We start from the raw sequence: 26,089 nt of genomic DNA, 5'->3' as shown, positions 1-26,089 counted from the left end.
TGTTCAATTGGTTGATGAATTAAAGTTAGTACTCTCGGCTACTTTACGAACTGTAGCCAATCGATTTGAATTACTCCCTTACCTTTAAGCTCTAAAAGTAAATCTTTGACACCTGTTAACTTAGGGTCAATCGGAATTGTAACAGCTTTAAATCCATCGGTTGGATTTAAACTGGTTTGAGCGATCACATTTCCACTAGCATCCCTAATTTCAAGACTTCCTGTACTTTTATGAGTTACATTTACATTGACAAGAAGTTCTTTGGGCGAAGTATCACCAAAATCAACTTTATTGTAACGTACTGTAGCATCTGGATCCGTAAAAACAAGCATCCATCCCTTAAAGGTATCCTGTGCATCAAGGTACTCAAAGCGAACACCACTTCCATTTACACTGCTATAACGGTCGAATTGAATTTCGTTATAAGCAGAAGATATCCCTACCCCTCTTAATGTAGGAAGCACCTTTTTGATATTCCCATTATTGTCAAAGAACAGGCTGTCTGCTCGAATCGAACGTGTTTTATCAAAATTAGGCGAGAGTTCACTATCGTGATAAAACAAATACCACTGATCTTTATACTTTGTTATTGAGTGATGATTTGTCCAGGTACCTTTTGCTGATTCATCCATAATAACGCCTTTATGTGTATAGGTTCCTAATGGATGATCACTAACAGCATATTCGAGTCGCTCTGTTTTATTTGCCACATGCGGGTAGGTCATATAATAAAGTCCGTCACGCTCAAAGACAAAAGGTCCCTCCATATGTCCTTTTTGTGGTAATTCCATAAAAGTCTTAGGCTCTGAGGCGAGTTCTAGCATATTGTCTTTTAGCTTAGCGCCATAAATTTTACTTTGCGACCAGAAAAGATATCCCTGTCCGTCCTTGTCAATAAATACATTTGGATCAATTCCTTCTACACCTTCAATGGGTGTAGGATGCGCTTTAAAAGGACCTTCTGGAGTGTCAGAAATAGCTACTCCGATGGAAAAGCCTCCTTCACCATCGTCAGCATCTTTTATCCTATTAGGGAAATAGAAATAATATTTTCCATCACGCTCCATGATATCTGGCGCCCACATACTGTATGCCTCAGGATCTCCCCAAGGAACATCCTTTTGACTAAGAATTACTCCGTGATCCTCCCACTCTGTTAGGTTTTCAGACGAAAACACGTGATAATCTGCCATATTAAACCATTCCGCACGCCCCTGGCCCTCGGGGGGTATTATATCATGCGAAGGATAAACATATAGCTTACCATTAAATACTCTTGCCGTTGGGTCAGCGGTAAACTGATCCGTAATTAAAGGGTTCTGCCCGTAGGATACACTCAGAACTAGAAAAAAAAGTAATTTTAGAATAGTATGAATTTTAAAATTCAAAAAGGCAGTATTCATTATATATAAAATTAAAGTTTAAATGTTGTTTCTATAGCAATCTGTTCAATTTCCTAACCTGACCTCAGGTAAGAATACGAAAAGTGATCCTATTAGGAAAGACTTGCTACTCCATGTAATGATTTAGTCTATGGATCCGTATCAAATATATCAGATAATAGAAGGACAACGGTAGCCCTTTGTTACATATTCATATCGTTTTATAACATATGATGTTAAAGATATAAGGGCAATGGGGCTAATGGGATACAAATTGACCAAAATAAGGGTAGTTTTCGACTTATGTAGTATTAAAATCAACATTGCACTTTTACCAGCTCTGTATTATGTATCACATAGAAAAACGGTATATTTGAGCTTAAATTTGGCACACCAAGTGCAATAAATATAAAAATCAATTCGCATGATAAAATCCCTATTACTGATTTTTCTTTTTTTACTCATAGGTGAATCTTTGCAGTATTTTTTCCAGCTACCCATAGCAGGAAACATCATAGGAATGGGGCTAATTTTCTTAGCACTGTACTTAAAGATAATTCAATTAAAAGACGTCAAGCCTGCATCCGATTTTCTAATCAAATATTTAGTGGTGTTTTTTATTCCCTACGGCGTTGGTTTAATGGTATATGCAGATGTTCTAAGCCAACACTGGATCCCAATTTCCGTAGCCGTAATTTTTAGCACCTTATTATGCCTGTATCTCACGGGTTTATTGTTTCAGACATTCCATAAATAATGGAGGTATTCTTTGAACAACCAATCTTTGGGGTAACCTTAACGATTTTGGCCTATTATCTTTCAGGGCTGTTAAAACGAAGGTTTGATTACATTCTCTTTAACAGGATACTAGTATCGGTTGTGATCATTATTATAGTACTCTTAGTCTTGAATATTGACTTCAAACAATACAATATTGGAGGGAAATACATCAGTTTTTTCCTAGGCCCTTCTGTGGTTGCCTTGGGAGTATTTTTATATGAAAAACTTCAGGAATTAAAACAAGACCTAAAGCCTTTTATAATTTCTGTTATCCTAGGTGGACTTACAGGAATGCTCTCTGTACTTGGTATTTTATACCTGTGGAACTCTCCTGAAATTCTTGCCAAATCATTGATTGCAAAATCAGTCACTACCCCTATTGCCATTGAAATAACCAAAATCACCGAAGGTCTTCCAGAGATTACAGCTGGAATTGTAATTATAACTGGTATTCTTGGCAATGCCATTGGAGCTCCTTTTCTACGAAAATTGGGTATAACCAGTCCCTTAGCTATCGGGACTGCTCTAGGCACTAGTGCTCATGGGATTGGAACAGCTCGCGCCTTTGAAATCAGCACTTCTTCCGGAGTATATAGTGGTTTAGCGATGTGTTTTAATGGGCTAGTAACTGCCCTATTAGCGCCCTATATTCTTCAGTGGCTACTCACATGATTAGATAAGTTAAAAAAGGAACCAAAGGCATTTAACTTCAGTTAAATAAGCCACTGGTTCCTTTTTAAATATGCCTTAATTAAGATGTTCCCCTAATTCAGTATAATTATTTATTTTCAATTTTTTGATTATAGGATTCTATAAAACGCTGATCGTTTTCAGGGGAATCCTTATACTTTGCACGTACTTCTTTTAACTTTGTAGTCATCATTTCCACCACATCACTATAGGCGGGATCATAATATAGATTGTGAAGCTCATTTGGGTCGTTTATTCGGTCGTACAGCTCCCACTGATCAATATCATAATAAAAATGTATTAATTTATACTCCTTTGTAGCAACACCATAATGTCTCTTCACGCTGTGCTCTGCAGGATACTCATAATAATGATAATAGACCGCATCCCTATCCCAATGCTCATCTTCTCCCGTTAGAATTGGAACAAGGCTTTTACCTTGCATATCCTTAGGAGCCTCCACTCCAGCAATTTCTAAAAAGGTCTGGGCAAAATCAAGGTTTTGAACCATTTGATCTTCTGTTATGCCTGGGGTAATCTTAAAAGGCCATTTAATTAACAAAGGCGTTTTAAAAGATTCTTCATACATAAACCGCTTATCAAACCACCCATGCTCTCCTAAGTAAAACCCTTGATCTGAAGTATACACCACTATGGTGTTCTCACTCAGCTGATTTTTATCCAGATAATCAAGTAACCTTCCAACATTCTCGTCCACCGAGGCTATGGTTGCTAAATAGTCCTGCAAATATCGTTGGTACTTCCAAACCGTTAAGGTTGAATCATCCATGGTTGGATATGCCTCTTTGAAGGCCTGGTTAATAGGGTCATATGTCTTCTTCCAAGCAATTCGTTGCTCAGAGTTCATACGCTCTGTTGGGTCGCTTTGCATATAAGGTTCCTTAATTCCTAAATCTTCTAAGGTTTCCGTATATATCTTATTGTCATAAACCAGGGTCATGTGTTTTTTAATACCCATCTCTGCACTTTGTGATGCCAAGCTATAAGGGCTTATATCTACACCTCCAGTGGTATTTCTTTTATAATCGTCAAATAGAGTTTCTGGTAATGGAAAAGTTTTCCCAGCAAACTCCTGTAAATATCTCTGGGCAGGTAGCCAAGCGCGATGGGGTGCTTTATGCAAATACATCAACAAAAAAGGTTTCTCTGGATCGCGTCTGTGATCTAACCAATCAATGGACAAATCGGTAATAATATCAGTGACATAACCCACAACCGTGGTATCTCCTTTATTGGTAATAAAATCAGGGTTATAATAACTACCCTGCCCAGGTAGAATTTTAAATTCATCAAACCCTTTAGGATTGTTCCCAAAATGTAATTTTCCAAACATAGCCGTTTGATATCCCGCTTTTTGAAGTAGTTGAGGAAAGGTAACATTAGTGGTATCAAACGCACTAAGATTGTCAATTTTACCATTCATATGGCTGTGTTTTCCTGTCAAAATTACTGCTCTCGATGGGGCACATATGGAATTGGTTACCGATGCATTTGTAAATAACATCCCTTCTTTAGCAATCCGATCGATATTTGGAGTTTGTATCAATTGATCATTATAGGCACTTATGGCCTGGTATCCATGATCATCAGACATGATAAAAACAATATTTGGTTTTGATTTTATTTGTTTTTTTTCTCGCTCAGCACAACTAGAGAATGCCATCAAAAATAGAAAGAGAATTATATTACATTTTATAAAATTCATATTGCGATAGAGTTAATAGTTTTAGTTTTAAATGAAGTTGTAGTTAATTGTCCCTAGAAATATTTCATTGTGATTAATAGACATTGAACTATGCAGTACAATTTTTTGTTTAATTCAAAACTCCCCGCTGAATTCACTTCGGGGAGTTTTACCAACCAACCTAATCACTGGAATATATCCAGCTAATCTTTGTATTCATATAAATGTTATTTTGTATCATTTTACGAAGTATTTAATACTCCTATAGTTATTTATTGTAAACGATTTCTATGGTTATGAATTTAATGCCGTTGCAAGGCTAGAGCCAGTAATTCTAACTATGCATTTGAGGTCATCGATCTCTATTGTACAGACATGGTTAGTCTATGGAGTAAAGTGCAACAAAAAAGAATTAAGTTTCTCATGTAGATTACCCAATATAGTCCATGTAGATTAGAATAATTACCCTTTTACCTCTAGTCTGATTTTCAAAGAATTTTTTAAACAGATTACTTAATCTTATTTCGGTGTACAAGATATCAATAAAGTCAATTAACTGTTAAATTTTACGGCTACATTAGGGATACATCACGGGTACTTTTGGGTTACATCACACATAATCCAGTTTTAAAAACACTAACAAAATCAAAAGATAAAACAAACTAATCCATTAAAGTACAATAAATTAAATCCATTTTTCATGTAGCATTGCTAAGTACAAACAGTAAACAATAGGGTTTATAAAAAGGCAACAATCGGTACTTGTGTATTACTTTAATCCTTAAAAAAAGAGCTGAAAAATAAATCAATATTTGCCAATTGGAGTAAAAATTTTATTTAATAGGACACACATGTCTTGAAAAATGCCTTAACTTGTAAGAACGGATTTAAATTAAATAGCACTCATGGAAGTTCAAAAAACAGCCCTTAAGTACGGAATGATTACTGGAGTAGTTTTAATTATTTATTTTCTACTATTAGCACTAGTGGGTTTACATACACATGCAGCCTTTAGCGCAGCCAATGTTTTAATTACAGGGACGGGAATCTATCTGGCTATACAAAAGTTAAAAAGAATTGAAAAAGAATCCTTTAGATACCAATTCGGTTTTGCTGCAGGAATAGTTACTGGATTTTCTGCAACGGTTATCTTTACCCTGTTTTCAACCCTTTACATCACAGAACTAAATCCAAACTTTACCCAAGAATTCATGACAAAATGGGAGTTTGATTGGTTTGCAGGCAATGGTATGTTAATTTTAACGATCTTTCTAATGGGACTCGCAACCACCGTGGTAATGACTCTGGCTTTTATGCAATTGTTCAAAGACAGTTGGAATACCATAGAAGGGAGTAAACACACCTTATCCAAGCACAACAATGTAAAGTCTAAAAAAAGAACTAATTTGTAGTTTGCTTAGTATTGTTGTCAATTTATAAATGAAAGGTTAGTTTTTAAAGCCCACAAAAGACGCAAAGCACAAATTCTTATGCAATACATCAACAGCAGTAAAACCAACTTTTTGTAATAATTCTAATTGATACATAAGACTTCTTGGGCTATCCTCTTTTTCTATATAAGCAAAAACTTTGTCGCGGTAACCCTCTCCCCCTAACTGCGTAAGATAGGCTCCATACAAATCTTTATAGATATACCCCTGTAAGGCGTCGGTATGCTGTTGTACTAAATCGAAAATCCAAATACTTCCACCAGGTTTTAAAAGGTTATAAAGCTTTTTAAATGCAGTTTCCCAATCAGTATCATCCCGAAGATGGTGTAAAACAGCAGTGGCTATAATAACATCATAATGACCCTGCTTTAAATCTTGGTCTCTAAAATCACCTTTTACCGCTATTATTTTTTGACTTGTTAAACTATTTAACCGCTGAGTTGCTTTCTCCAACATTGGTTTACTTAAATCCAATAAGGTGTATTGTACATCCTTAACTTTTTGAGCCAGTTTTACACTGTAATTTCCTGCTCCACAGCCCACATCGAGCACTGAAATTCCATCGGGATATTCTTTCGAGATCGCTTGGGTAATTAGTTCTAAATTAAAAGCCGCATCTAATGTGGTGGCTTGTCCGGTGTCTAGATTTGAAAATCGTTCAACATCTTGATCAAATCGTTTTTCTATTTCTTCTATGGTTGATTTCATGCAACCAAAGGTAATAAATCCAACCATAAATCACATCTAAAGATCCTTAGAACTTGTTGGTTACGGCCAAAAACACCATCAATTAAAGTTGGCTGTTGTAATAGCCTCCTACGTTTTCTTTTCGAGCGATGGAATGTTCAATGATCATTTGTGCCACAGCTAGCATATTTCGATATTCACATAATCCTGTATTGATAAATGTTTTAGGAATACTTGTTTGAAGCGCCTTTGAAAGGGTTTTAAGTTTTACCCTTGCTTGAATTAATTGCTCTGTACTTCTTACAATACCTGCATTTTCAGACATTAAAGTCTGAAGTTCATCTAACTTTTCTTTAATCTGATTTGATTCCTCTACTACTGTATAGGATTTGATTGCAGGTGGATCTATGGAATCAAAAACAATTTCTTTACTAAAAGACCTTTTGTGATATTCAAATATGGAATGCGCATAGACCAGGGCCTCTAAAAGAGAATTAGAAGCCAATCGATTTGCCCCATGAAGCCCAGTATATGAACATTCGCCACAAGCAAACAAATTACCTATAGTGCTTTTACCATAAGCGTCCACCACAATACCACCACATAAATAATGCACCGCTGGTATCACGGGAATCCAGTTTTTTGAAATATCCACTCCCCTATTTAAACAGGTTTGATAAATGTTAGGGAAATGATTTTTAAATTCTTCTTTCTTAAGATGGGTACAATCAAGATATACACATTTTTCTTTAGAATGGGATAATTCCAAATAGATGGCTCTTGATACAATATCCCTAGAGGCTAATTCCCCTCTAGGGTCATAATCCAATACAAAACGATGCCCTTTTGAATTTTTAAGATAGGCGCCATATCCTCTAACGGCCTCAGATATTAAAAATGACGTTCCAGCATTTTTTTCGTAGAAGACCGTAGGATGAAATTGGATGAATTCCATGGATTTTAACTTAGCATTGGCTCGAAGGGCCATTGCAATACCATCTCCGGTTGCAATTGATGGATTTGTTGTATGAGTGTACAATTGACCTATACCACCAGTTGCCAGAGTTGTTGTCTGAGCATAAATAAAGGTAGCCTCTCGGGTGTTTTGATCTAATATATGGGCCCCTGTAATGGTTTGCTTAGTTGGTTTAATAGTTGCAGTGAGCTTAAGGTCAAAAGCATAACAATCTTCAAGGACTTGGATATTAGCTAGGTTTTGCACTCTTAACCTTAATACTCGTTCAATTTCTTTTCCAGTAGAATCTTTGTGGTGAACTATACGCAGCGCGGTATGACCTCCTTCTCTTGATAAGAGTAATTGTTGTTCTGGACCTCTATCAAACTGAGTCCCCCAGTCAAGAAGCTCCTTTATACGTACCGGTCCTTGCTCAACAACATGCTTTACCACATCTAGATCACATAGACCATCGCCTGCCCTTAGAGTGTCTTCTATGTGCTTTTGGTAAGAATCTTGGATTTGATCTAGTACAGCTGCTACTCCACCTTGAGCAAAACGGGTGTTGGATTCTCCAGCCTTTGTAACTAGGATGACTTTTTTAGTTGGAAAATACTCTGCTAATTTTACAGCTAAGGTCATTCCTGCGATTCCTGAACCAATAATAAGGAAATCTGTATGTATCATGGGTTATGATAATTCTAACATTCGAATAATAGGTTTAATTGCCTTTTTTTGAATACTAGGATCTATGACAATTTGAGGATTCTCATCAAGCAAACAATTATAAAGTTTTTCCAAGGTATTTAATTTCATGAAAGCACATTCACTACAAGCGCAGTGATTATCTTCCTTTGCGGGCGCTGGAATCAAAAGAGTATCAGGCACCTCTTGTTGCATTTTATGCAGAATCCCAGCCTCAGTGGCTACGATGTAATCATCAGTAGGATGCTCCTTAACATAACGTATCATTCCCGCAGTAGAACCCACATAGGTGGCCGTTTCTAATACATGGGATTCAGATTCTGGGTGAGCGAGTATTTTAGAGCCTGGATAACTTTGATAGAGTTTGAGCAGTTTATCGAAAGAGAATGCCTCGTGAACAATACAAGATCCATCCCAAAGTAGCATTTCTCTATGAGTTTTTTTCTGAATGTATTTTCCTAAATTCTTATCTGGTGCAAATAATATAGGGACATCTCTAGGGATAGCGTTTACAATTTGTTCTGCATTTGAGGAGGTACAAACTAAATCACTCATGGCTTTGATTTCTGCAGAACAGTTGATATAAGTGATTACCACATGGTCTGGATGCTCATCGATGACTTTTTTAAACGCATCTGGTGGACAGGAGTCCGCCAAGGAACATCCAGCCGCAAGATCTGGAAGTAACACTTTTTTAGTTGGATTTAAAATCTTTGCCGTTTCTGCCATAAAATGGACACCAGCGAAAACAATAATCTCTGCATCAGAGGAAATTACTTTCTGTGAAAGTCCTAAACTATCACCTACATAATCAGCGACATCCTGTATTTCAGGAGTTTGATAGTAATGGGCAAGGATTACAGCATTCTTCTTCTTTTTTAATTCTGTAATTTTTTGGGAAAGCTCCATATTGGTTGATTTCAATTTTGCGAGCAAAATTAAAAACAAGCAAACCGAATTACTATGATCAAAGTCATAATGCAGTAACATTTATAAAAATGATACTATCCTTAAACCATACAATTCCATCTAATGCAACAACGTCTATTATCTAACTCATTATTCAACAATATGAGTAACCTGATCGGATTCACTAAGTCTAAAGTAACCCAATGCGTATGTTCCCTGGTCATTTTTATTCAAGATATTTCCGCGAATATTACCTGGAGGTGTTGCAAAAGGATTACCACTTGTAGTTTCCAAAATTAAATTCATATAATTATAGAACTGCTCTGAAATCCCTCTATGAGTTATTTTAACGGTATCACCTACTTTAAGGTCCTCATCAGAAAATTCACTGTTAATCACATTTCCATTAAAGAATTCATCATCGGTTAGTTCATATTCCCGATAAAAAAGAATATTAGTTTCAAAATCCGAAAGGTAAAAATTGGTTTCATCTGCTGGATCCTGAAAAGTGAATTGCACTTGAATTTCATCCTCACCAGAGAAGTCAGGTTCTAGAGATTGAACAACGTCTATGATTTCAGTAACTGATGTCAAAACTTCTGTGGCGGTATATACCTCATCCGCTACGGCCACTGTTAATGTGTACTCCATATTAACTTCAGGGGTGAAATTTAAACATTGATAAACGCCTTGCCCAATATCTTGGAATTCAAAACGATCTCCATTTTGATTCTCAATAAATACCTCCGCACCTGTTACCTTTGGAATCTCTTGGTTATAATAATCAGTCATTCTACTGATGAGAATCGTTTGTTGGCTCCCATCAGTTCCCTTTTGCCACAAAATTTCAGCATCAATAACAATGGTAGATTCCCCTGAGTCTAAATCGACATCAACCACATCCTCACATGAGGACAAAGTAATTAGGGTCAATAAACATAGAATTAATAAATGGGGATTGTGATATAAATATTTCATGGTTTTAAAATTTAAAGTTATAGGAAATGCTAGGTACAATTCCAAAAATAGAAAGACGTCTGGCTTCATTTATACCTGTATCTTCATTGGTGGTAAACCTAATTGAGGCGGCATTCTTTCGACTGTATATATTGTAGATGCTAAACACCCAGTATCCCCTCCAACCCGAAGTTTTATTCGGTTTAGGAGTGTAGGTAGCAGCAAGGTCAAGATGATGGTAAATCGGCAATCTATTTTCATTTCGCATAGAGAAATTAGGGATGTGAATATCCCCAAATTCATAATATCCGTTAGGATAAGTTACTGGTTGTCCTGATTGCAGGCTAAAATTACCGCTAAAAGTCCATTTATCGGTCAACCTGTAGTTCCCAACTATATTGAGGTTGTGTAATTTATCAAAAGGAGACACATACCAATTTCCATTGGCGATTCCTGGCTCTTCTTCACTTCTTCCTACAGTTTTTTGTTCCGCCCTTGACAGTGTATAGGCAGCCCATCCTGTAAAATCACCTTTGTTTTTTCTAAACAGTAATTCCAGACCGTAAGCCCTCGCCTTACCATTGAGGATAACTTGTTCTATATTATTATTAGCCAACAAATCTGCACCATCGACATAATCAATTCTGTTTTTTACCCTCTTATAGAATACCTCGGATTCTAAAGAATACAATTTATTGTTGAAATTTCTAAAATATCCCAGAGCGTATTGATCGAGTATTTGTGGTTTAATAAATGGCCCGCTAGGGGTCCAAATATCCATAGGTGTTGGCGATTGACTGTTAGAAACAATATGAATGTATTGTGCCATACGGTTATAACTAGCTTTTATGGACTGCTCATCATTTAAGGCATATGACAGGGAGATTCTTGGCTCAAAATTATTAAAATCCGCAAGCCTTTCACCACTTCCATATGAAATAGACCCCGTAGGTTCTCCTTTTTCGTATATGTTGTAAATAGGATTATAAACCACAGGATTGTTTTGTGCATAGGTATTGATCTCTTGTTCCCCAAACCTGTAATACAGGCTATACCGGAGTCCATACCGAAGATTTAGTTTTTCTGATAGTTTGTGCTCAACATCGAGATATGCAGCGCTTTCAAGGGCGTATTTCTTATCCAATTGCCGATAATTAAACTGGGAGTCCTCGGTTTGAGGCTCCAATGTCCCTGGATTAAAATCGTAATAAGTACTATTTATACCATAATTCAATTGGAAACGCTCGGATAAACGATGAACCCAGTCGTATTTTAACCCATAACTTTTTATAGCACTTTCCCACTGGAAATTCTCTGTATTTATCGCTAACTCAAAGCGATAATCGCTATAAAAAACCGATAGATCAGAGCGCAAGGAATTGGAGAAAGTATGTTTCCATCCTAAATTGCCCATCATATTTCCATAGGTACTAGTAAAGTTATCGCTAAGATCAAACATATCACTTCCTGAGTAGCCAGAAAAGTGGATACTATTGTTCTGATCAATGCGATAGTTGAGTCGCGCATTGATATCGTAGAACATTGCAGAATTATCATTGTCAGCAAGCTTTAAAAACAAATGGGCATAAGAGGCTCTTCCTGCTACCATGTATGAAAGCTTATCTTTTAAAATTGGTCCCTTAAGTGACAACCTACTCGAAATCAAACCAATCCCTCCAGTTCCTTCCATATCCTGGTAGTTTCCTTGTTGTTGTTGAACATCAAGTACGGAGGATACACGTCCGCCGAATTTAGAAGGAATACCACCCTTGTATAGGTCTAGACTATTCACAGCATCCGCATTAAAGACAGAAAAAAAACCGAATAGATGAGAATCACTATAAATGGGCGCGCCATCGAGTAAAATCAAATTTTGATCCGCGGCACCTCCTCGTACATTAAATCCCGATGACCCTTCACCCGCATTAGTAACTCCTGGGAGAGTCATCAATGCTTTTAAAGGATCGGATTCTCCCATGGCTACAGGAATTTGTTTGATTTGTTCCATCGAAAGATGGTTCACACTCATTTGTGGCTTTTTAATATTAACCGCCCTATTTTGATCCGTAACCACTACCTCTTCCAAGGTTTGGGTGTCCATTTCTAATTGAAAATGGTGATTTATATTTTGAGTTAACATTAATGTTCTTTCAACCTTTCTATACCCTATATAGGTAACATTCACGGTATAGGTATCGGAAGGCAATCGCAGTGAAAAGCTTCCGTTTTCATCGGTTGTAGTTCCCGTATTTGCTTCTTTAATATGGATACTTACACCAATTAATGGTTCTTCGAACTCATCTGTAATCCTACCAGAATAAACAAAATAGCCTTGGCTTTTACCCCTCGCTTGATGTACTGTAATATTATCTCCAATTACAGAGAATTGCATTGGGAGAATATTATTAAGTTGGTTAATAAGCTCAGTGAGTTCAACGTCATTTAATCGTACGACTTGGTTAAAAAATTTGCCTTGAATATCAAGATCGTCGGTATAGGCAAATTTGTAATCAATTTGGGCTTCTATATCAGAAAACAATTCTTTTAGGGTTGTGGATTGTGTTATGGTAGTGGTAATATTTTGCGACCAAAGGCTTAAAGTCGCGAGAGTAAATAAAATGAAGAATATATTTTTCATAAAATTATGTACTTTTTTTAAGTTTAATAAAATGGTCTTCAGGCATGGTTAATTCTAATGCGGATAGACTCCGATCTTCTCATCTTTTGATATATCCTTCAGTTTATAAGTGAAACTTAACCGTCTTTAATTCCTGATCTATTTCTGGTTCTAGGTTATAAATTTTAGCGATAATTTGTACCACATTTTCAAATCGTTCTTTTTTGTTTATTCGAAGTGTTAGAGATTGTTGCAACAACTTTTCTGGTAGGATAAATTCGTAGTGGTAATTGGATTCGATGTAGGTTACAATATCTTTTAAATTGGCGTTTTCAAAATCCATAAAGCGTTCAAAGGTTTTTATGCTCACTTGTTTATTATCATAAATAAACTCATCTCCTGGTTCTAATACCCAATTTTCAAGAGTGTCTGCAATATCCATGCGGACACTACCTTCGTAGAGACGTACACTAATTCTCTGCTTCCCTTGCTGCCCTATGGTAAAAGAAGTTCCCAGTACTGTGGTGGTAGTTCGGTCACACTGTACGGTAAATGGATGACTCTTATCTTTTTCAACTTGAAAAAATGCCGTTCCTTTTAATATTATAGTCCTGTTTTCTTCAAAATTTTTAGCATATTTTAATTTTGAATTGGGATCAAGCTCAATAATAGAACCATCAGAGAGTTGAACTCTTTTAACTTGTAAAGTTGTGTTTTCAACTAACTCAAAGGCTTCCTGTTGTATGAAATTACTATTTTGATAAACCAACAAGCTTCCTATGGCTAGCATTGCAGTAATCACTGCTGCTGCAGCCCACTGCCAACGCCGTTTCTCAATTCTCTTAGCTGTTTGTGGGAATGCTTTAGTAGAAAAGACTTCCCATGAAGACTCTTTTAATTTTGGGTCTTGGACCTCTGGGTTCTCTTTCCACAACCTCTCAAATTTTTTATCAAATTCGTCTTTTTTCATGCTTTTCTGTTTATTTTTTCACAAAGGAAACCTTGCTTAGTTACTACATTACAGACAAGTTCAGAAATCTCTCTTCTGGTGACTACAGATAATAAGTAATTGTTTTGGTCAAAGTTCAATTGACAATCAGAGACATGTAATTGGAGCGCTTTAATCAGGTAATTCGCCTGCTGCTGATTTTCAACATTAGTTCTATAGTTTTCTACTTTCACGATTGCCACTTTATTATTAGACAATCGGGTTTTGAAAAGTTCCTAATGTTCAGCTACTTTTTTTTGAATAAATTTTGTAGCAAGGTAAATATGGTTAGCAATTGTTTTCTTCGAAAGATTCGTCAATTGTGCTATTTCAGAGTAAGAATACCTTTCTATCTTGTGTAATGTGTAGACCTTTTGTTGCTGGTCTGGGAGTTCTGCTACCCATTTGTAAAATAATTTTTGTTTTATTTGAAGATCATCTTCACTATAGGTTAAACCCTCAAAAAAAGGATCCACCAGATTTCCATGGATTGATATAACCTTTTTATCTCTTTTGAGATTATTTAAAATTAAATTTCTACAAATAACATACAACTGCTTATCTAAGGGAGCATCCACCTTTAATTGTTCACGGTTGTGGTATATTTTAAGAAAAGTCTCTTGAACAAAATCGTCAGGGCTTAAAAACCCGTGTTCAAAACTCTTTCCCAAATGAATAAGCTTGTCATAATACAGTAAGTACACTTCTTTAAAGGCCTTTTGATCCCCTGTTTTAAGTCTTTTGATTAGTTGCCTACTCATAAATCCCTTTGAGTTTTACGATTCCTGTTTCAAAAACGTCCACATATAGAAAGGATTTAGGAAGTAAGTATCTATGGAGATTTGGTTGTGTTATGAAGTTTATCCACAGCACAATATTCCCATCTTTGTGATTCAAAGGTGAAATACTATGGTTCTTGGTTGGCAATTTAGAAGGAGTCACATTAATATTAATTTCCTTGTAAGAATCATGGTGTAATTAAGGATATAACAGCAAAATAGACTTCGCTGTTATCAGATAAATCCGCTTTCCTGGCTTTTTTCCGTTCACAAAATCTAAGGGTTGTAACAAATAGTTGTTGGTTGGTGCTTTTCATTGACAGATCTTTTGATCATTCAAATTAACAGTAGAAATTATGAATTATTGCAATTAAAATTATTAAATATATCATAAGGTTTTCAAACCAAGTACAGCGTAAAATTGATACTTGACAATTTTAAGAGTTAGCTTGACTCCTAAAAATCCTGTTAACAAAACGGTAAAATTAAAAAAGGGGAGTAATCACACCCCCCTCTTTAACGCCGGTAAACAAACCAATTTCCGACCTAAACTTCCAATACAATTTTGCATTAGAATATCTTGTACTATAACGCTATTACAATTTCAGTTTTATCTTTTCCTAACGGTATTTCATAACTACCTTTTTCCTTTTTAAAATCAAGTTTAACCTCTTTGTTAGCTCTCAAATAGGCATGCGAGGTGAATTCATTTCCAGGGTTTAGATATAGTTTTACTCGATGCTTTTTGGTATCGTACTCCACACTATGGATAGAACCAGCATCAAGGGTGACTAACAACTGTTCCCCAGAGATAAATACTTGGTTTTTAGAAGCCGTTTTAAGGACCATTTCTACTTTTCTTCCTTCTTTAGTAATATTTCCACCGAAGGCTAACCATCCAAAGGTTGGTGAGTGAGCCAAATATGCTGCTGAATTTACTGCATAGCCAAAGAAACCAGAACCGTAATCTCCTGAGAGATAGTCGATCTCTAAAGTACTGGGGAAGGAATGAAATGCCGCTGGAGCAAATCCATCTTGGGTGATATTTGCAATACCCCCTAATCGTCCACCATATCCAATTCGTAAAAGATATAGGTCATCAGGTGAATTTTGATAAGCCTTTAGTACTGGAATGGCGTTAAGGGCAGAACCATAATGATGAATTTGTCTTTCTATTCGTGAGAGCTTACCACCATACAAAAAGTCCCAATACCTTCTGGCATTTCCGTTATAGGCCCAATGAGGCATCGTCGGCATATAGGCCAAAATCGCATTTAAGGTCACATCAGCCTTTTGATCATATCCAAAATAATCCGACCACATATAGACCTCCTCCTGCCCTGTCGAATCCCAAGGCATTTCACTTCCGAAGGGATAATTAAGTGATTTCCAATGATCCGCTCTTTTTTTCATGGCTGCCTCAAGGGTTGTGGCCATAGTATCCATACCCTCTCGCTTCAAATCCTTTAGTAACTTTAAAAATATGGTTCCTTCCATTTGTCCGAACTGCGCATAATATGGTGCAAGCTCAGTCATTGCCATGGCCGTATGATAAGATTGTTTTAAGTACCAATCCCAAGACTGTTTGTCAATCAAATTGTCATAAAACCGTGCAAGCCGATACCCAACCCAATACGCCGCAGTTACGTGTGGATAATTATAAGAACGTCCAGGATCATTTGCATGCTTATGATCCCAAGCGGCCCATGTATTGTAATTTATACTGTCGTTATAGGTTCCTTTAGGAAGACTATCAGGTTCATAATAGAACATACTTTTCTTTACCCCAAATTTGTTTTTTCCAGAGTCATATTGTAAACCACCCCAAATTGTTTCATGGACAAAGCTCGATAATTTATCTACCTGACTTTGATCAGGTTGAACGTATTGCTTCATCATTGCTGCTAACCAACTACCAGCTCCACCCTCGTCACTTAGACCTGCAATCCAAGCACGACTATCCTGTGTCTGTTGTCGCTTGGTTTGATAATCATAAGAAATTACCGAAGGTGCCCGATTAAATAGGTCATCCTCCTTGTCAAACCACTGCTCAGTGGTTAAGAAATCTCCCATATCTTTAACTATATCCTGCTCAGATTTGATGAGCTTGTAATGAATACTTTGTTGTTTTCCATCCTGATAAACAATTGCTATTCGGGCACGTCCCCACTGATTAGCAGTCACATTGTACTTCGTATAACCATTTTTTAGCCTTTTATCTTCCGTAATGGTAAGCGCTCCTTTAGGGGTAACAGATATGGATTCAATTGCACTATGGGATTTGACAAACAGGCTTCCCTTGACATCCATAGGCAATACGTATCCCGGGATTCCAACACCCACTGCCATTTTATGATCTGAAAGACGCTCTGAGATGGACCTAAGATCATCGGCTAAAGTAAACTTAAGCGCAAATTCTTTCACTTCCCCTGGTTCTAATACCATTGAAGTTGGCGTGTTCCACTGTTGAACACCTTTCCACTGATTTTCTGCATAAGACTTACTCATCGACATCCACTCGTGAAAACCTTCAAACACAATACTTCTTGGGGTAGGATCATCTAACAATGGACGATACGCCTCAAAAGGCATATTTTTCTCAGGGATAACCAATAATGCTTTTCCTTTTCCATTTAAGTGTTTTACCTCCAGATATCCTGCATCCAAACCTATGTAAGGATCGAAAAAAACATTATCTGCATGCGCCTGATCCAAAGATTTTCCTTCCAAAATATTGTTGAATATCATCGGTACTCCAAGAGCACCAATCTCGACATTTTCAGCTGAGGTATTGGTAATTACAAATCGAAGAACCAGATCACCATCCTCTTCCTGATAATAACGCTTTACATTCACTGGCATATGGTCTGGGAAGGTATTTGACATATCAGAGGCCGCTAAAGTAGTTCCACTGACATTTAGCGGAGAAACAGCCTTTCTTTGATAAGCAGAAGAATATAACTGCCAAGAATTTTGACCCTTTTTAAGGGTTAAATTAATGTCACCAAGATGGTATAGGCTATCTTTATCACGAATCGCTATTCGCTCACCTGGAGTAAAATCAAATTGCTCCCCACTAGCATAGAGGCCAGCAACGGTTTGAGAGGCATTAACTAGTTTAAGAGTAAAGTTTTTGGTCTTATAATCTTCATATCCATTTTCTATTCCAAGAGTAGATTCACGCTTGTTTACCTTATCCCAGTAGGATTGAGCATTTAAACTTATTGAACACATTAATGTAGCGATCAATAACAACTGAATTTTTATTCCTATATTTTTTATAGTTATCATTTTCTATTAGTTAGTTCGTTGATTTTAAAAATCTATATGAAAACACTCTTCGTCACCTTTTTAGGGTTAATCCAAACTTACGTCCAGATAAACAGAATGTCGCCCATAACTCTGATAAAAGGGTTTAAATTCAATACCCTTGTAATTAAACTCCAAAGTAGAAGGATCCCCCTTAATAAATTTTCCAATTTGCTCAGCATCAAAAGTAACTTTACGCCAATGGGTTAGCGGAGACTCTTCTTGGGCTGCCAGCAGAACTGGACCATAAAATAAGCTAGCAATATTTTGTTGATCCATTACTGGTTCCAATCTAAAATCAAAAGGCATAGACAACTCAATGATATCACCATTTTTCCATTTACGATCAATGCTCAAATAACTTCCTGGTGTAACCTGTATATCCATTTCTTTTCCATTGATACTTACATGATAGCCATTTGTTGCCCAATTTGGCACTCGGAGCTTTAAATCAAATCGACCTTTCCCTGTAACCTTCAAAGTCGTGTTATCCTCTTTAGGAAAAGAAGTAACCTGCTGGATCTCAATATTGCGCTCTGTCCAATGTAGTGTAGAAGGGATAAAAAGATTAACATATAAACTTTTATTGTCCTTTCCTTTAAAATAGATAGAATTCTGAAGCTTAGTACTACTTTCAATAGCCGTCCCATTACAACAGGTGAATCCAGTCATATCAGGATTGCCAAAATGTTTTACAGAACCAGGTAGAAGTGGTACATGATAGGTATTAGCTGGGCTATCTTTTGCTACTGAAGCCAAAATATGATTGTAAAGCCCACGCTCATAATAATCCATCAATTGGGCTTTGGGTTCAAAAAAGAATAAGTCTCTAGTGAGTTTCAACATATTATATGTTGCACAAGTCTCATTTTGACCACCAGAAGAAAATCCATTCTCGTAAAGGGTCGCCGGCTGCACTGGAAAGCATTCTGCATTTGCAGGATTCCGTGCTCCAGCAACTCCTCCGATACTATACATATAATCATGAGTTGCTTTAAACCAGAAATTATCCGCTATTTTAAAATATTCAACCTCATCGGTATCGCGATACATCTCCAAGGCACCGACTATTTGCGGAATATGTTGATTGGAATGCAGTCCTCTAAATGTATCTACATTTTTGGCTAAGCCATGGGTATGTTGAGCATCACCATAGAACATTTTAATATTATCAAATAAACCAGCAACTTTAAGATAAGACTCTGTCCCAGTAAGACGGTACAGGCGTGCCATAACTTCATTCATTCCGCCATATTCTCCAGCTATATAGCGATTCCACATACTAATAAGTGTTGAAGTTGGAAGTTCAACCATACGAGCAGAAACCCAATCCCCCATTCCTTGAGCTACAGAAAGCGCTTTTTTATTTCCGCTAATCTCATACACATCCAATAATCCTGCTAAGATTTTGTGAAGGGTGTAATATGGAGCCCATATTTGATCATTTTGTCCTCCATAGGTAGCGCCGCTCTCCAGCATTATAAACTGATCTGGTGGATATGCGCTAATATACCCAGTACCCCAATTCCAATAATCATTTCGGATACCTTGCTCACTTAGGTCAGAATTATAATCCGTTTTCCCAGGCCCAAAAGGTACCTTGGTCGGGTCTGAAACATGTTCACCACCAGAATTTATGGGCTGGCCTGATAATTTTGATAAATCATATAAAGTCTCTACCATATAGTTCATCTTTTGAGCAAAAAGCTCCTTGAGTTGCTCATCATAAGAGCTACTGGCATAGGCTTGAGCTATAGCTGTTAGATAGTGACCTGTTGCATGTCCTCTGAGTTTGGTTTCTTGAGAATCCCAAACGCCAAGAGGCTTAGCGTCTTGTGGCTGCGATACTCCAAAGGCATTTCTAAACATGTATAAAAATGAATCGGGATCGGTTTTCGCTAGGGTATTTACGAACTTATCTCTGTTTTCAATAAACTTAGTCCCCCTGCCTTTAGAATCTTTATTCAAGTGCACCTGACTCAATTTAAAAGATGTTACCATTCGCTCTGGTGCTTCTAGGGAGGCATCCTTCACAGAAACCAAAGCTTTAGGCTTAAATGATGTTCCAGGAATTTTACCTTCAACGGTGTAGGTCCCAACCTTTTGAACATTTTCATTATCCTTTGGAGCGGGCCAAATAACCCGTACCTCATCCTTATTTATACCTTGATCATACTCAGCCTGCACATAAGAAGGTAGTCTTGGAAGCTCCCCGACATTAGTGGTCACCTCTATATCCTCAATACTCTTTAAGTAAGCATTAAAAAGTTGAGGAGTATCGGGGTCAAATTTAGGTAATTTATCATCTTCTTGTTGACGCTCATTCACCACAGCTTCACCTTCCATGGAGGAGCGATAGATCCTCTGTATCTGTTGAGCGCTTAAGGCGACGTGATATACTCTAAAATCGTGAAGCTTCACCTGATCTCTTCTTTTTTCTCCTGTGATTGCTTGTCCGATGTAGAAGTTAGAATTGTCTGAACTTTCAAGTCCTAATAACTGCAATAATCCATTATTTGAAATCTTTGTGGTGTCCTCCAGTTTGCCATCAACATAAAGCTCTAATGTACTGGTTACGATATTATAGATCACTGCAAAATGATGCCAATTCTTAGGTTTTATATCTTCTTTTTTAGTCTGAACTTCTTTGTTCTTTGTCACTATCTTAGCAATTAAATTGCCATCAAATACACCTATTGAAAAATGGTTTTGCTCATTGGCACCAAAGTCTAATAAACTTACTCCTATAGCAGACTCTAAAGTAAACCATCCTGAAATGGTCAAAGATTCTTCCGTGGTTATAAGTTTATTAGGAAGTTTAATACCATTTATATCCTCTGGTTTAAGCCATGCTACCTCCCCAAACACATCATCTTTAACAAAATCCACTTCTGTTCCGTTATACTGGGCATGTAAGTTGTTACGAGACCAATCTCTTAAATCGCCATCAAACACATAGCGCGCTGTCAAGGCTGTTTCTCCTATACCATCCAAAATTTGGTCTCCTTCCTGAGCCCGTAATCCAGTAGTAAACAGGCCACAAAGGGCCATAATGGTTATTGTCAGTAATTTAGCTAGTTTCATTTATTTAATTTTAGTTTAACGTTGTGACTCGGTATTCTGTGGGTATATCTCTTGCCAGGAAGGAGGGTCAACTCCCCATAATTTTTTTACAAAAAAATCTTTACGCTTACGCTCTCCAAAGGTTCCTCCAGAGGAATGACCCATACCTGGAACAACAACAAGTTCGAAATCCTTACCAGCTTTAATAAGTGCATCTGCAAATTGAAACGTAGAGGCGGGATCGACATTATCATCCAGCTCTCCAACCATTAACATCAATTCGCCTTTCAATTCTTTGGCATTTACTACATTTGAACTTGCCGCATATTGAGGCCCGATTGGGTATCCCATCCACTGTTCATTCCACCATATCTTATCCATGCGATTATCGTGACAACCGCATGAGGCCACAGCGACATCATAAAAATCAGAATGAAAAACCAATGCAGCACCAGCATTTTGTCCTCCTGCCGAAGTGCCGCGGATTCCAACCTTTTCGATATTTATAGAAGGGTATTGTTTAGCCGCTGCCCTTATCCACAACTTTCGATCAGGAAACCCGGCGTCTTTTAAGTTCTGCCAACAAAAATCATGAAAAGCCTTTGAGCGATTAGATGTTCCCATTCCATCGATTTGAACCATGATAAATCCAAGTTCTGCCATCGAACTCATAGACCAATAATAACTTTGGAAACTCTTAGGCACAAAAGAATCATGAGGACCAGCATAGATGTACTCAATTACAGGATATGATTTAGAAGGATCAAAATTCGTTGGACGAATAATAATCCCCCATATATCTGTTTCACCATCACGCCCCTTAGCGGTAAACACCTCAGGTGGTTTCCAACCCGTTGCCTCTAATTCTGTAATATCAGCCTTTTCTAATTGTTGAATGATGGTGCCTTTTGCATTTTTTAAAACCGTGATTGGCGGCGAATCTACTCTTGAGTATTGATCCACATAAAAACTATTATCCGGTGAGAAATAAACTTGGTGATTTCCATTTTCTAGCGTAAAGCGTTTAAAGTTTTTCCCATCAAAATCTATCCGACAATAATGTTTAAAATAAGGATCTTGATCTTTATCTAACCCACTTGCTATAAAATATATATGCTTATTCTCCTGGTCAACCTTTACCACCTCTCTCACAGGCCATTTCCCTTTAGTGATTTGACGAATCAATTTTCCACTTTGTCCATCATATAGGTACAAGTGATTCCATCCATCGCGCTCTGATGTCCATAATATTTGATTTCCATCAAAAAGATCCTTCCTGTATTTTTTCATGTTATAATCAATAAAGGTAGGGCTTACTTCATCAATCAATACCTTGACTTTTCCTTCATTAGCATCCACAAGTATAACTCGGTAACGCTGGTGCCCCCTTTGATTGTATTCAAAAGTGAACCCACTACTGTCCTCACGCCAGTTAAAATTACTTAGATGATATTGATGATCAAACTCTGTGGTCGGGATTTTAATATGTTGCGCGGATTGGACATCAAACAATTGTGGGCTTCTAAAGGCAACCTGATCCCCAGGCTTTAAATAATCCCGAGAATGCAATTTAGGTTGTAGTTGGTCACTAGGGCTGGATTCTACAAAGTAAATCTTATGATCCTGAGCTGGTCTAAATTTGTATGCCATTATCTTTTCGCTATTTGGGGACCAGAGAATATTGGAAGAATAATAAAAAGCAGCAGAACCGTCAAAACTTAATTGTGTTTCCTGCCCGCTTTCTAGGTCCTTCACATATAAGTTGTAATTTTTAATATAAGCTGAAAACTTACCATCTTCAGATGTTATAGGATCACCAATGTTTTCATGCCCTCTCTTACCCCAATAACCTCTAGGTTCACTTGGTTTAAGACTATCCAGCACTGTGATTTTATAAGTATCCAAATCACATAAAAGTTCCAGTTTATCGGTTTTAAATTTCAGAGTATTGTCAGTCAGATTCTCCTTAAGATCACGAATATCAATGGTCGTTGAGCTCACTTTACTGTTAGAAAATTCAGTTAGACTTTCGGCCATCTTCCTATGATCAAATGCCATACTACGTGTATTGCTCTTGGCATCAACCCGAATATACTGCGAACCTTGCTTTGAATTATTTTTATACCAAAACACCCTATCACTTAACCAATGAAAGTCTTTGGGGGTATTATACACCTTGTTTTGAAATAGACTATCCACCGCTATAGAGCGCTTATAATCCTCTAATGTACCTTGTGCAGAAGTGGTTATTGAAAACAAAAGTGTTAAAACAACACATATTTTTATGACAGTATTTTTCCTTGAATCCATAAGGTTAAAACTAGAGATAATCTTATAAATGATCTTGAAGAATATTAGCTAAAACTAATACTATATTACCCCATAAGAGAGTTATAGTATATTTTATTAGGTATTTTGATATAAAAAAGAGTAATTTCAAGTTGTAAATCAAGATGACCAATAATCCCAATTCCCAGATCCATGTATCGAGACTCTGAAATTTGCTCAGGTTAAGTCATTTAATATCAAAAGCTAGCTACAATGTTAAGAGTTCAAAAATCAATGAAGGTACTCCCCTTTAAGATACCCAAACCAAAGCAAGAGGCTTTGGTTTACCAGGAAGATCGAGAGGCATATTTCTATGATCAGCTCCACCAACATGAAGAATTACAAATAAGTTATATCCAAAAAGGCGGTGGCACATTAGTGGTGGGTGATTCAATTAATACCTATAATGCTAATGATATCCTGATCATTGGTGGGAACATTCCACATGTCTTTAGAAGTGACCAGGAAGCAGCTGCGAATTCAGTAATGTTCACCCTGTTCTTTACTAAAGAAGCCTTTGGAAATGGATTTTTCCAGATTAGTGATATGGAAACTGCAAAGGAATTTTTCAAACATGCACAATACGGCATGAAAATATCCAACAACCATAAAAAGATCGTGAAATTATTTAACCAATTACATAAGCAAAGTAAAATCGAACGTATCGCTTCCCTGTTAAAAATAATTGATCATACCCTGAGCCTAGAATACAGTCCACTCTCATCCTTTGTTTATGGTAAAAAATATACCGATGATGAAGGTAAAAGAATGCGTGCTGTTTTTGAACATGCCATGGAGAACTACCATAATCAGATAACCTTAGAAGAGGTTGCACTAAAAGCAAATATGACCAAAAATGCATTCTGCAGATACTTCAAAAAAAGAACTAACAAAACGTTTTTTCAATTCCTAATTGAAATGCGCATTGAAAACGCCTGTAAGTTACTTTATAAAAATAGTGAAATGTCAATCGCTACTGTTTCTGAGTTATGTGGTTTTCAGAACATCACCAACTTCAATAGAAAATTCAAGGAGCTCAAGGGTATAACCCCTTCCCAATACAGAATACAATTTTAGCTTCTTACCCATTGTTATATAAAACTACCAAAGGCGAATGTTTATATAAACATCCGCCTTCTTTAGATTTAAAAAACCTAACTAACATCAACTAAATCCACTATTTTACATATCCTGGATTCTGATCCAAATTGGAATTGGTATTCAATTGCTCAAGTCCTATAGGGAAAAGTATCGTATGGTCGCCTTGAGGAGTATGGTTGTACCAGTTTTTAGTTTGAAATACTCCAAAGCGAATTAAATCAGTTCTTCGGTGTGCTTCTCCTGCAAACTCCCACCCTAGTTCATCTAGAAAACGACCATACTGAACAAACGACTGATCACCAGCCTGATCAATACTACCGTCTTCTGCCAAAGTACCGTACTGCCAAGTAGTATCATCTTGTAACTCAGCACCAGTTACCTCAGCATCAGCTGGGTTATCAAATGATCTGCTTCGAACCTCGGTCACTATGTTTGCTGCCTCGGCTGCTCTTCCAGTCCTTAATAAAGATTCTGCTTTGATCATTAAAACCTCTGTATATCTTAAAAATGGAAAGTCGTTATTCAGTGATCCGGTAGCACCTGATTCAATTTCATATTTCCCTAGGCGGTAACCTTGGGTAAAAGTACAGTTGTAAATGCTTGGCATCTCCTTAACCAAGGTCATCACAACACTTCCATCGATCGCGTTAATTTGATCACCCATCAACCAAGTATCCTCAAGACGATTATCTCCTGTTTGGTAGGTATCTATAAATTGCGGATTACAACTTGATCCACCCCATGGTTGAGCTTCCATATTGAAAACAGATCGGTGATCTGGTAGAAGCATTTTCATATGCTCTCCAAATTCAGGCGCATAGATTTGATCATAAGGAACGGCAAAGACCATTTCGGGATTATCCTCATTTTGAGCATCAAATATCTCTGTGTAAGTCGGAGAAAGCGAAAAAGCTCCACTTTGGATAATCATATCACTAGCTGCAATGGCTTTTTCCCATTGTGCTTCTCCTGCATACACCTCTGCATTTAGGTATACCTTAGCCAAAACATGATATGCAGCCCATTTGGTCATACGCCCATAAGTCGACATATCTACAGTTTCTGTAAGATCTGGTATAACAGTATTTAGTTCCGACACTACAAAGTCATACACTTCTTTTCTAGTATTTTGCACTGGTAACTCGTCTCCATAACTTGAAATAATTGGAACATTTCCATGGGTATCCAAAAGCATGGAATAGTACAATGCACGTAAGGCTCTCATTTCAGCAGTAATACTAACTGCTTGTTCTTCTGAAACAGGTAAGGCTCCTGATTCTATCTGAAGGATAACTCTATTGGCACTGTTAATACCATTGAAGCAGGTGACCCACGTATTGGTAGGCTGCCATTGCAAATTGTCCCATTTGTGAAAGTGCATTCGCTTATAAGTTCCACCATCATCCCATCCATTAGGTCTTGTGGGTGTTACTATAATGTCCGCTGATTCTTCCTGTAAATCAAACCAACCTTGCCATCCCATGATAAACCTTAAAGGCGTATAGGACGAGGCCATAACGGCTACAATATCGGACTCTGCCGGAACAAATGAGTCCTCTGTTACTTCTGAATATACTTCCTCTTCAAGGTTCGTACAGCTAGCCAATACAATAGAAAGTACCAATGCGAAGCTGAAGAGTTTCCATAAAGCAGAAGTTATTTTATTTAATATATTTTTCATCT

General features: G+C 37.1%; 18 protein-coding genes. 4 read left to right on the top strand and 14 right to left on the bottom strand.

Annotated features, from left to right (window positions below; genetic code table 11):
- Positions 1-38 precede the first annotated feature (38 nt).
- Positions 39-1,403 carry a family 43 glycosylhydrolase gene (locus tag I215_RS03305; protein ID WP_008990535.1) on the bottom strand — a complete coding sequence of 455 codons (1,365 nt, stop codon included), beginning with the start codon at positions 1,401-1,403 and terminating at the stop codon, positions 39-41.
- Between the two features lie 403 nt (positions 1,404-1,806).
- Here I215_RS03305 and I215_RS03300 point away from each other — a divergent pair, with 403 nt between their 5' ends.
- Both I215_RS03300 and I215_RS03295 read left to right on the top strand, forming a co-directional pair.
- A complete protein-coding gene (locus I215_RS03300) occupies positions 1,807-2,139 on the top strand; it encodes a CidA/LrgA family protein (protein ID WP_008990534.1) in 333 nt (110 codons plus the stop codon).
- Positions 2,139-2,834, top strand: coding sequence for an LrgB family protein (locus I215_RS03295; RefSeq protein WP_008990533.1), 696 nt, complete (start codon positions 2,139-2,141; stop codon positions 2,832-2,834). Before I215_RS03300 ends, I215_RS03295 begins: the two co-directional genes overlap by 1 nt.
- A gap of 106 nt (positions 2,835-2,940) precedes the next feature.
- Here I215_RS03295 and I215_RS03290 read toward each other — a convergent pair whose 3' ends face one another.
- A complete protein-coding gene (locus tag I215_RS03290; RefSeq protein WP_040459750.1) occupies positions 2,941-4,578 on the bottom strand; it encodes a sulfatase family protein in 1,638 nt (545 codons plus the stop codon).
- Positions 4,579-5,462: 884 nt separating this feature from the next.
- Here I215_RS03290 and I215_RS03285 point away from each other — a divergent pair.
- Positions 5,463-5,969 (top strand): DUF4199 domain-containing protein, encoded by a 507-nt coding sequence (locus tag I215_RS03285; protein ID WP_008990531.1) that lies wholly within the window; start codon positions 5,463-5,465, stop codon positions 5,967-5,969.
- Positions 5,970-6,005: 36 nt separating this feature from the next.
- Here the strand turns inward: I215_RS03285 and I215_RS03280 are convergent, their stop codons facing one another.
- The 11 genes from I215_RS03280 to I215_RS03230 form a co-directional block, all read right to left on the bottom strand.
- Positions 6,006-6,716: a class I SAM-dependent methyltransferase gene (locus I215_RS03280; protein WP_040459790.1), complete on the bottom strand. Its 711-nt coding sequence runs from the start codon at positions 6,714-6,716 to the stop codon at positions 6,006-6,008.
- A gap of 82 nt (positions 6,717-6,798) precedes the next feature.
- Complete coding sequence (gene nadB, locus I215_RS03275) at positions 6,799-8,337, bottom strand: L-aspartate oxidase (RefSeq protein WP_008990529.1); 1,539 nt, start codon at positions 8,335-8,337, stop codon at positions 6,799-6,801.
- 3 nt (positions 8,338-8,340) lie between these two features.
- Positions 8,341-9,264: a quinolinate synthase NadA gene (nadA, locus tag I215_RS03270; protein WP_040459749.1), complete on the bottom strand. Its 924-nt coding sequence runs from the start codon at positions 9,262-9,264 to the stop codon at positions 8,341-8,343.
- A gap of 150 nt (positions 9,265-9,414) precedes the next feature.
- Positions 9,415-10,242 carry a DUF4249 domain-containing protein gene (locus tag I215_RS03265; protein ID WP_008990527.1) on the bottom strand — a complete coding sequence of 276 codons (828 nt, stop codon included), beginning with the start codon at positions 10,240-10,242 and terminating at the stop codon, positions 9,415-9,417.
- Between the two features lie 4 nt (positions 10,243-10,246).
- A complete protein-coding gene (locus I215_RS03260; protein WP_008990526.1) occupies positions 10,247-12,859 on the bottom strand; it encodes a TonB-dependent receptor in 2,613 nt (870 codons plus the stop codon).
- A 103-nt stretch (positions 12,860-12,962) separates the two neighbouring features.
- Positions 12,963-13,808, bottom strand: coding sequence for a FecR family protein (locus tag I215_RS03255; RefSeq protein WP_008990525.1), 846 nt, complete (start codon positions 13,806-13,808; stop codon positions 12,963-12,965).
- Positions 13,805-14,020, bottom strand: coding sequence for a hypothetical protein (locus tag I215_RS03250; protein ID WP_040459788.1), 216 nt, complete (start codon positions 14,018-14,020; stop codon positions 13,805-13,807). Before I215_RS03250 ends, I215_RS03255 begins: the two co-directional genes overlap by 4 nt.
- A 42-nt stretch (positions 14,021-14,062) precedes the next feature.
- Complete coding sequence (locus tag I215_RS03245; RefSeq protein WP_008990523.1) at positions 14,063-14,587, bottom strand: RNA polymerase sigma factor; 525 nt, start codon at positions 14,585-14,587, stop codon at positions 14,063-14,065.
- Between the two features lie 603 nt (positions 14,588-15,190).
- On the bottom strand, positions 15,191-17,896 hold the full coding sequence (locus I215_RS03240) for a DUF5695 domain-containing protein (protein ID WP_008990522.1): 2,706 nt from the start codon (positions 17,894-17,896) through the stop codon (positions 15,191-15,193).
- Positions 17,897-17,962: 66 nt separating this feature from the next.
- Positions 17,963-20,998 (bottom strand): beta-L-arabinofuranosidase domain-containing protein, encoded by a 3,036-nt coding sequence (locus tag I215_RS03235; RefSeq protein ID WP_008990521.1) that lies wholly within the window; start codon positions 20,996-20,998, stop codon positions 17,963-17,965.
- 15 nt (positions 20,999-21,013) lie between these two features.
- Positions 21,014-23,287 carry a S9 family peptidase gene (locus tag I215_RS03230; RefSeq protein WP_008990520.1) on the bottom strand — a complete coding sequence of 758 codons (2,274 nt, stop codon included), beginning with the start codon at positions 23,285-23,287 and terminating at the stop codon, positions 21,014-21,016.
- A gap of 252 nt (positions 23,288-23,539) precedes the next feature.
- Here I215_RS03230 and I215_RS03225 point away from each other — a divergent pair, with 252 nt between their 5' ends.
- Positions 23,540-24,382 carry an AraC family transcriptional regulator gene (locus I215_RS03225; RefSeq protein ID WP_040459786.1) on the top strand — a complete coding sequence of 281 codons (843 nt, stop codon included), beginning with the start codon at positions 23,540-23,542 and terminating at the stop codon, positions 24,380-24,382.
- A 100-nt stretch (positions 24,383-24,482) separates the two neighbouring features.
- Here I215_RS03225 and I215_RS03220 read toward each other — a convergent pair whose 3' ends face one another.
- On the bottom strand, positions 24,483-26,087 hold the full coding sequence (locus I215_RS03220; protein ID WP_008990518.1) for a RagB/SusD family nutrient uptake outer membrane protein: 1,605 nt from the start codon (positions 26,085-26,087) through the stop codon (positions 24,483-24,485).
- Positions 26,088-26,089 lie beyond the last annotated feature (2 nt).

The organism is Galbibacter marinus, from assembly GCF_000300875.1.
Taxonomy (GTDB): Bacteria; Bacteroidota; Bacteroidia; order Flavobacteriales; family Flavobacteriaceae; genus Galbibacter; species Galbibacter marinus.
The sequence above is the reverse complement of the archived record's forward strand: the minus strand, read 5'-3'. Positions and strand labels throughout refer to the sequence as shown.

Bases quoted from the DNA above. Each gene is read 5' to 3' on its own strand.
- I215_RS03305 (WP_008990535.1), bottom strand. From the start codon at position 1,403: ATGAATACTGCCTTTTTGAATTTTAAAATTCATACTATTCTAAAATTA.
- I215_RS03300 (WP_008990534.1), top strand. From the start codon at position 1,807: ATGATAAAATCCCTATTACTGATTTTTCTTTTTTTACTCATAGGTGAA.
- I215_RS03295 (WP_008990533.1), top strand. From the start codon at position 2,139: ATGGAGGTATTCTTTGAACAACCAATCTTTGGGGTAACCTTAACGATT.
- I215_RS03290 (WP_040459750.1), bottom strand. From the start codon at position 4,578: ATGAATTTTATAAAATGTAATATAATTCTCTTTCTATTTTTGATGGCA.
- I215_RS03285 (WP_008990531.1), top strand. From the start codon at position 5,463: ATGGAAGTTCAAAAAACAGCCCTTAAGTACGGAATGATTACTGGAGTA.
- I215_RS03280 (WP_040459790.1), bottom strand. From the start codon at position 6,716: ATGAAATCAACCATAGAAGAAATAGAAAAACGATTTGATCAAGATGTT.
- nadB (WP_008990529.1), bottom strand. From the start codon at position 8,337: ATGATACATACAGATTTCCTTATTATTGGTTCAGGAATCGCAGGAATG.
- nadA (WP_040459749.1), bottom strand. From the start codon at position 9,264: ATGGAGCTTTCCCAAAAAATTACAGAATTAAAAAAGAAGAAGAATGCT.
- I215_RS03265 (WP_008990527.1), bottom strand. From the start codon at position 10,242: ATGAAATATTTATATCACAATCCCCATTTATTAATTCTATGTTTATTG.
- I215_RS03260 (WP_008990526.1), bottom strand. From the start codon at position 12,859: ATGAAAAATATATTCTTCATTTTATTTACTCTCGCGACTTTAAGCCTT.
- I215_RS03255 (WP_008990525.1), bottom strand. From the start codon at position 13,808: ATGAAAAAAGACGAATTTGATAAAAAATTTGAGAGGTTGTGGAAAGAG.
- I215_RS03245 (WP_008990523.1), bottom strand. From the start codon at position 14,587: ATGAGTAGGCAACTAATCAAAAGACTTAAAACAGGGGATCAAAAGGCC.
- I215_RS03240 (WP_008990522.1), bottom strand. From the start codon at position 17,896: ATGATAACTATAAAAAATATAGGAATAAAAATTCAGTTGTTATTGATC.
- I215_RS03235 (WP_008990521.1), bottom strand. From the start codon at position 20,998: ATGAAACTAGCTAAATTACTGACAATAACCATTATGGCCCTTTGTGGC.
- I215_RS03230 (WP_008990520.1), bottom strand. From the start codon at position 23,287: ATGGATTCAAGGAAAAATACTGTCATAAAAATATGTGTTGTTTTAACA.
- I215_RS03225 (WP_040459786.1), top strand. From the start codon at position 23,540: ATGAAGGTACTCCCCTTTAAGATACCCAAACCAAAGCAAGAGGCTTTG.
- I215_RS03220 (WP_008990518.1), bottom strand. From the start codon at position 26,087: ATGAAAAATATATTAAATAAAATAACTTCTGCTTTATGGAAACTCTTC.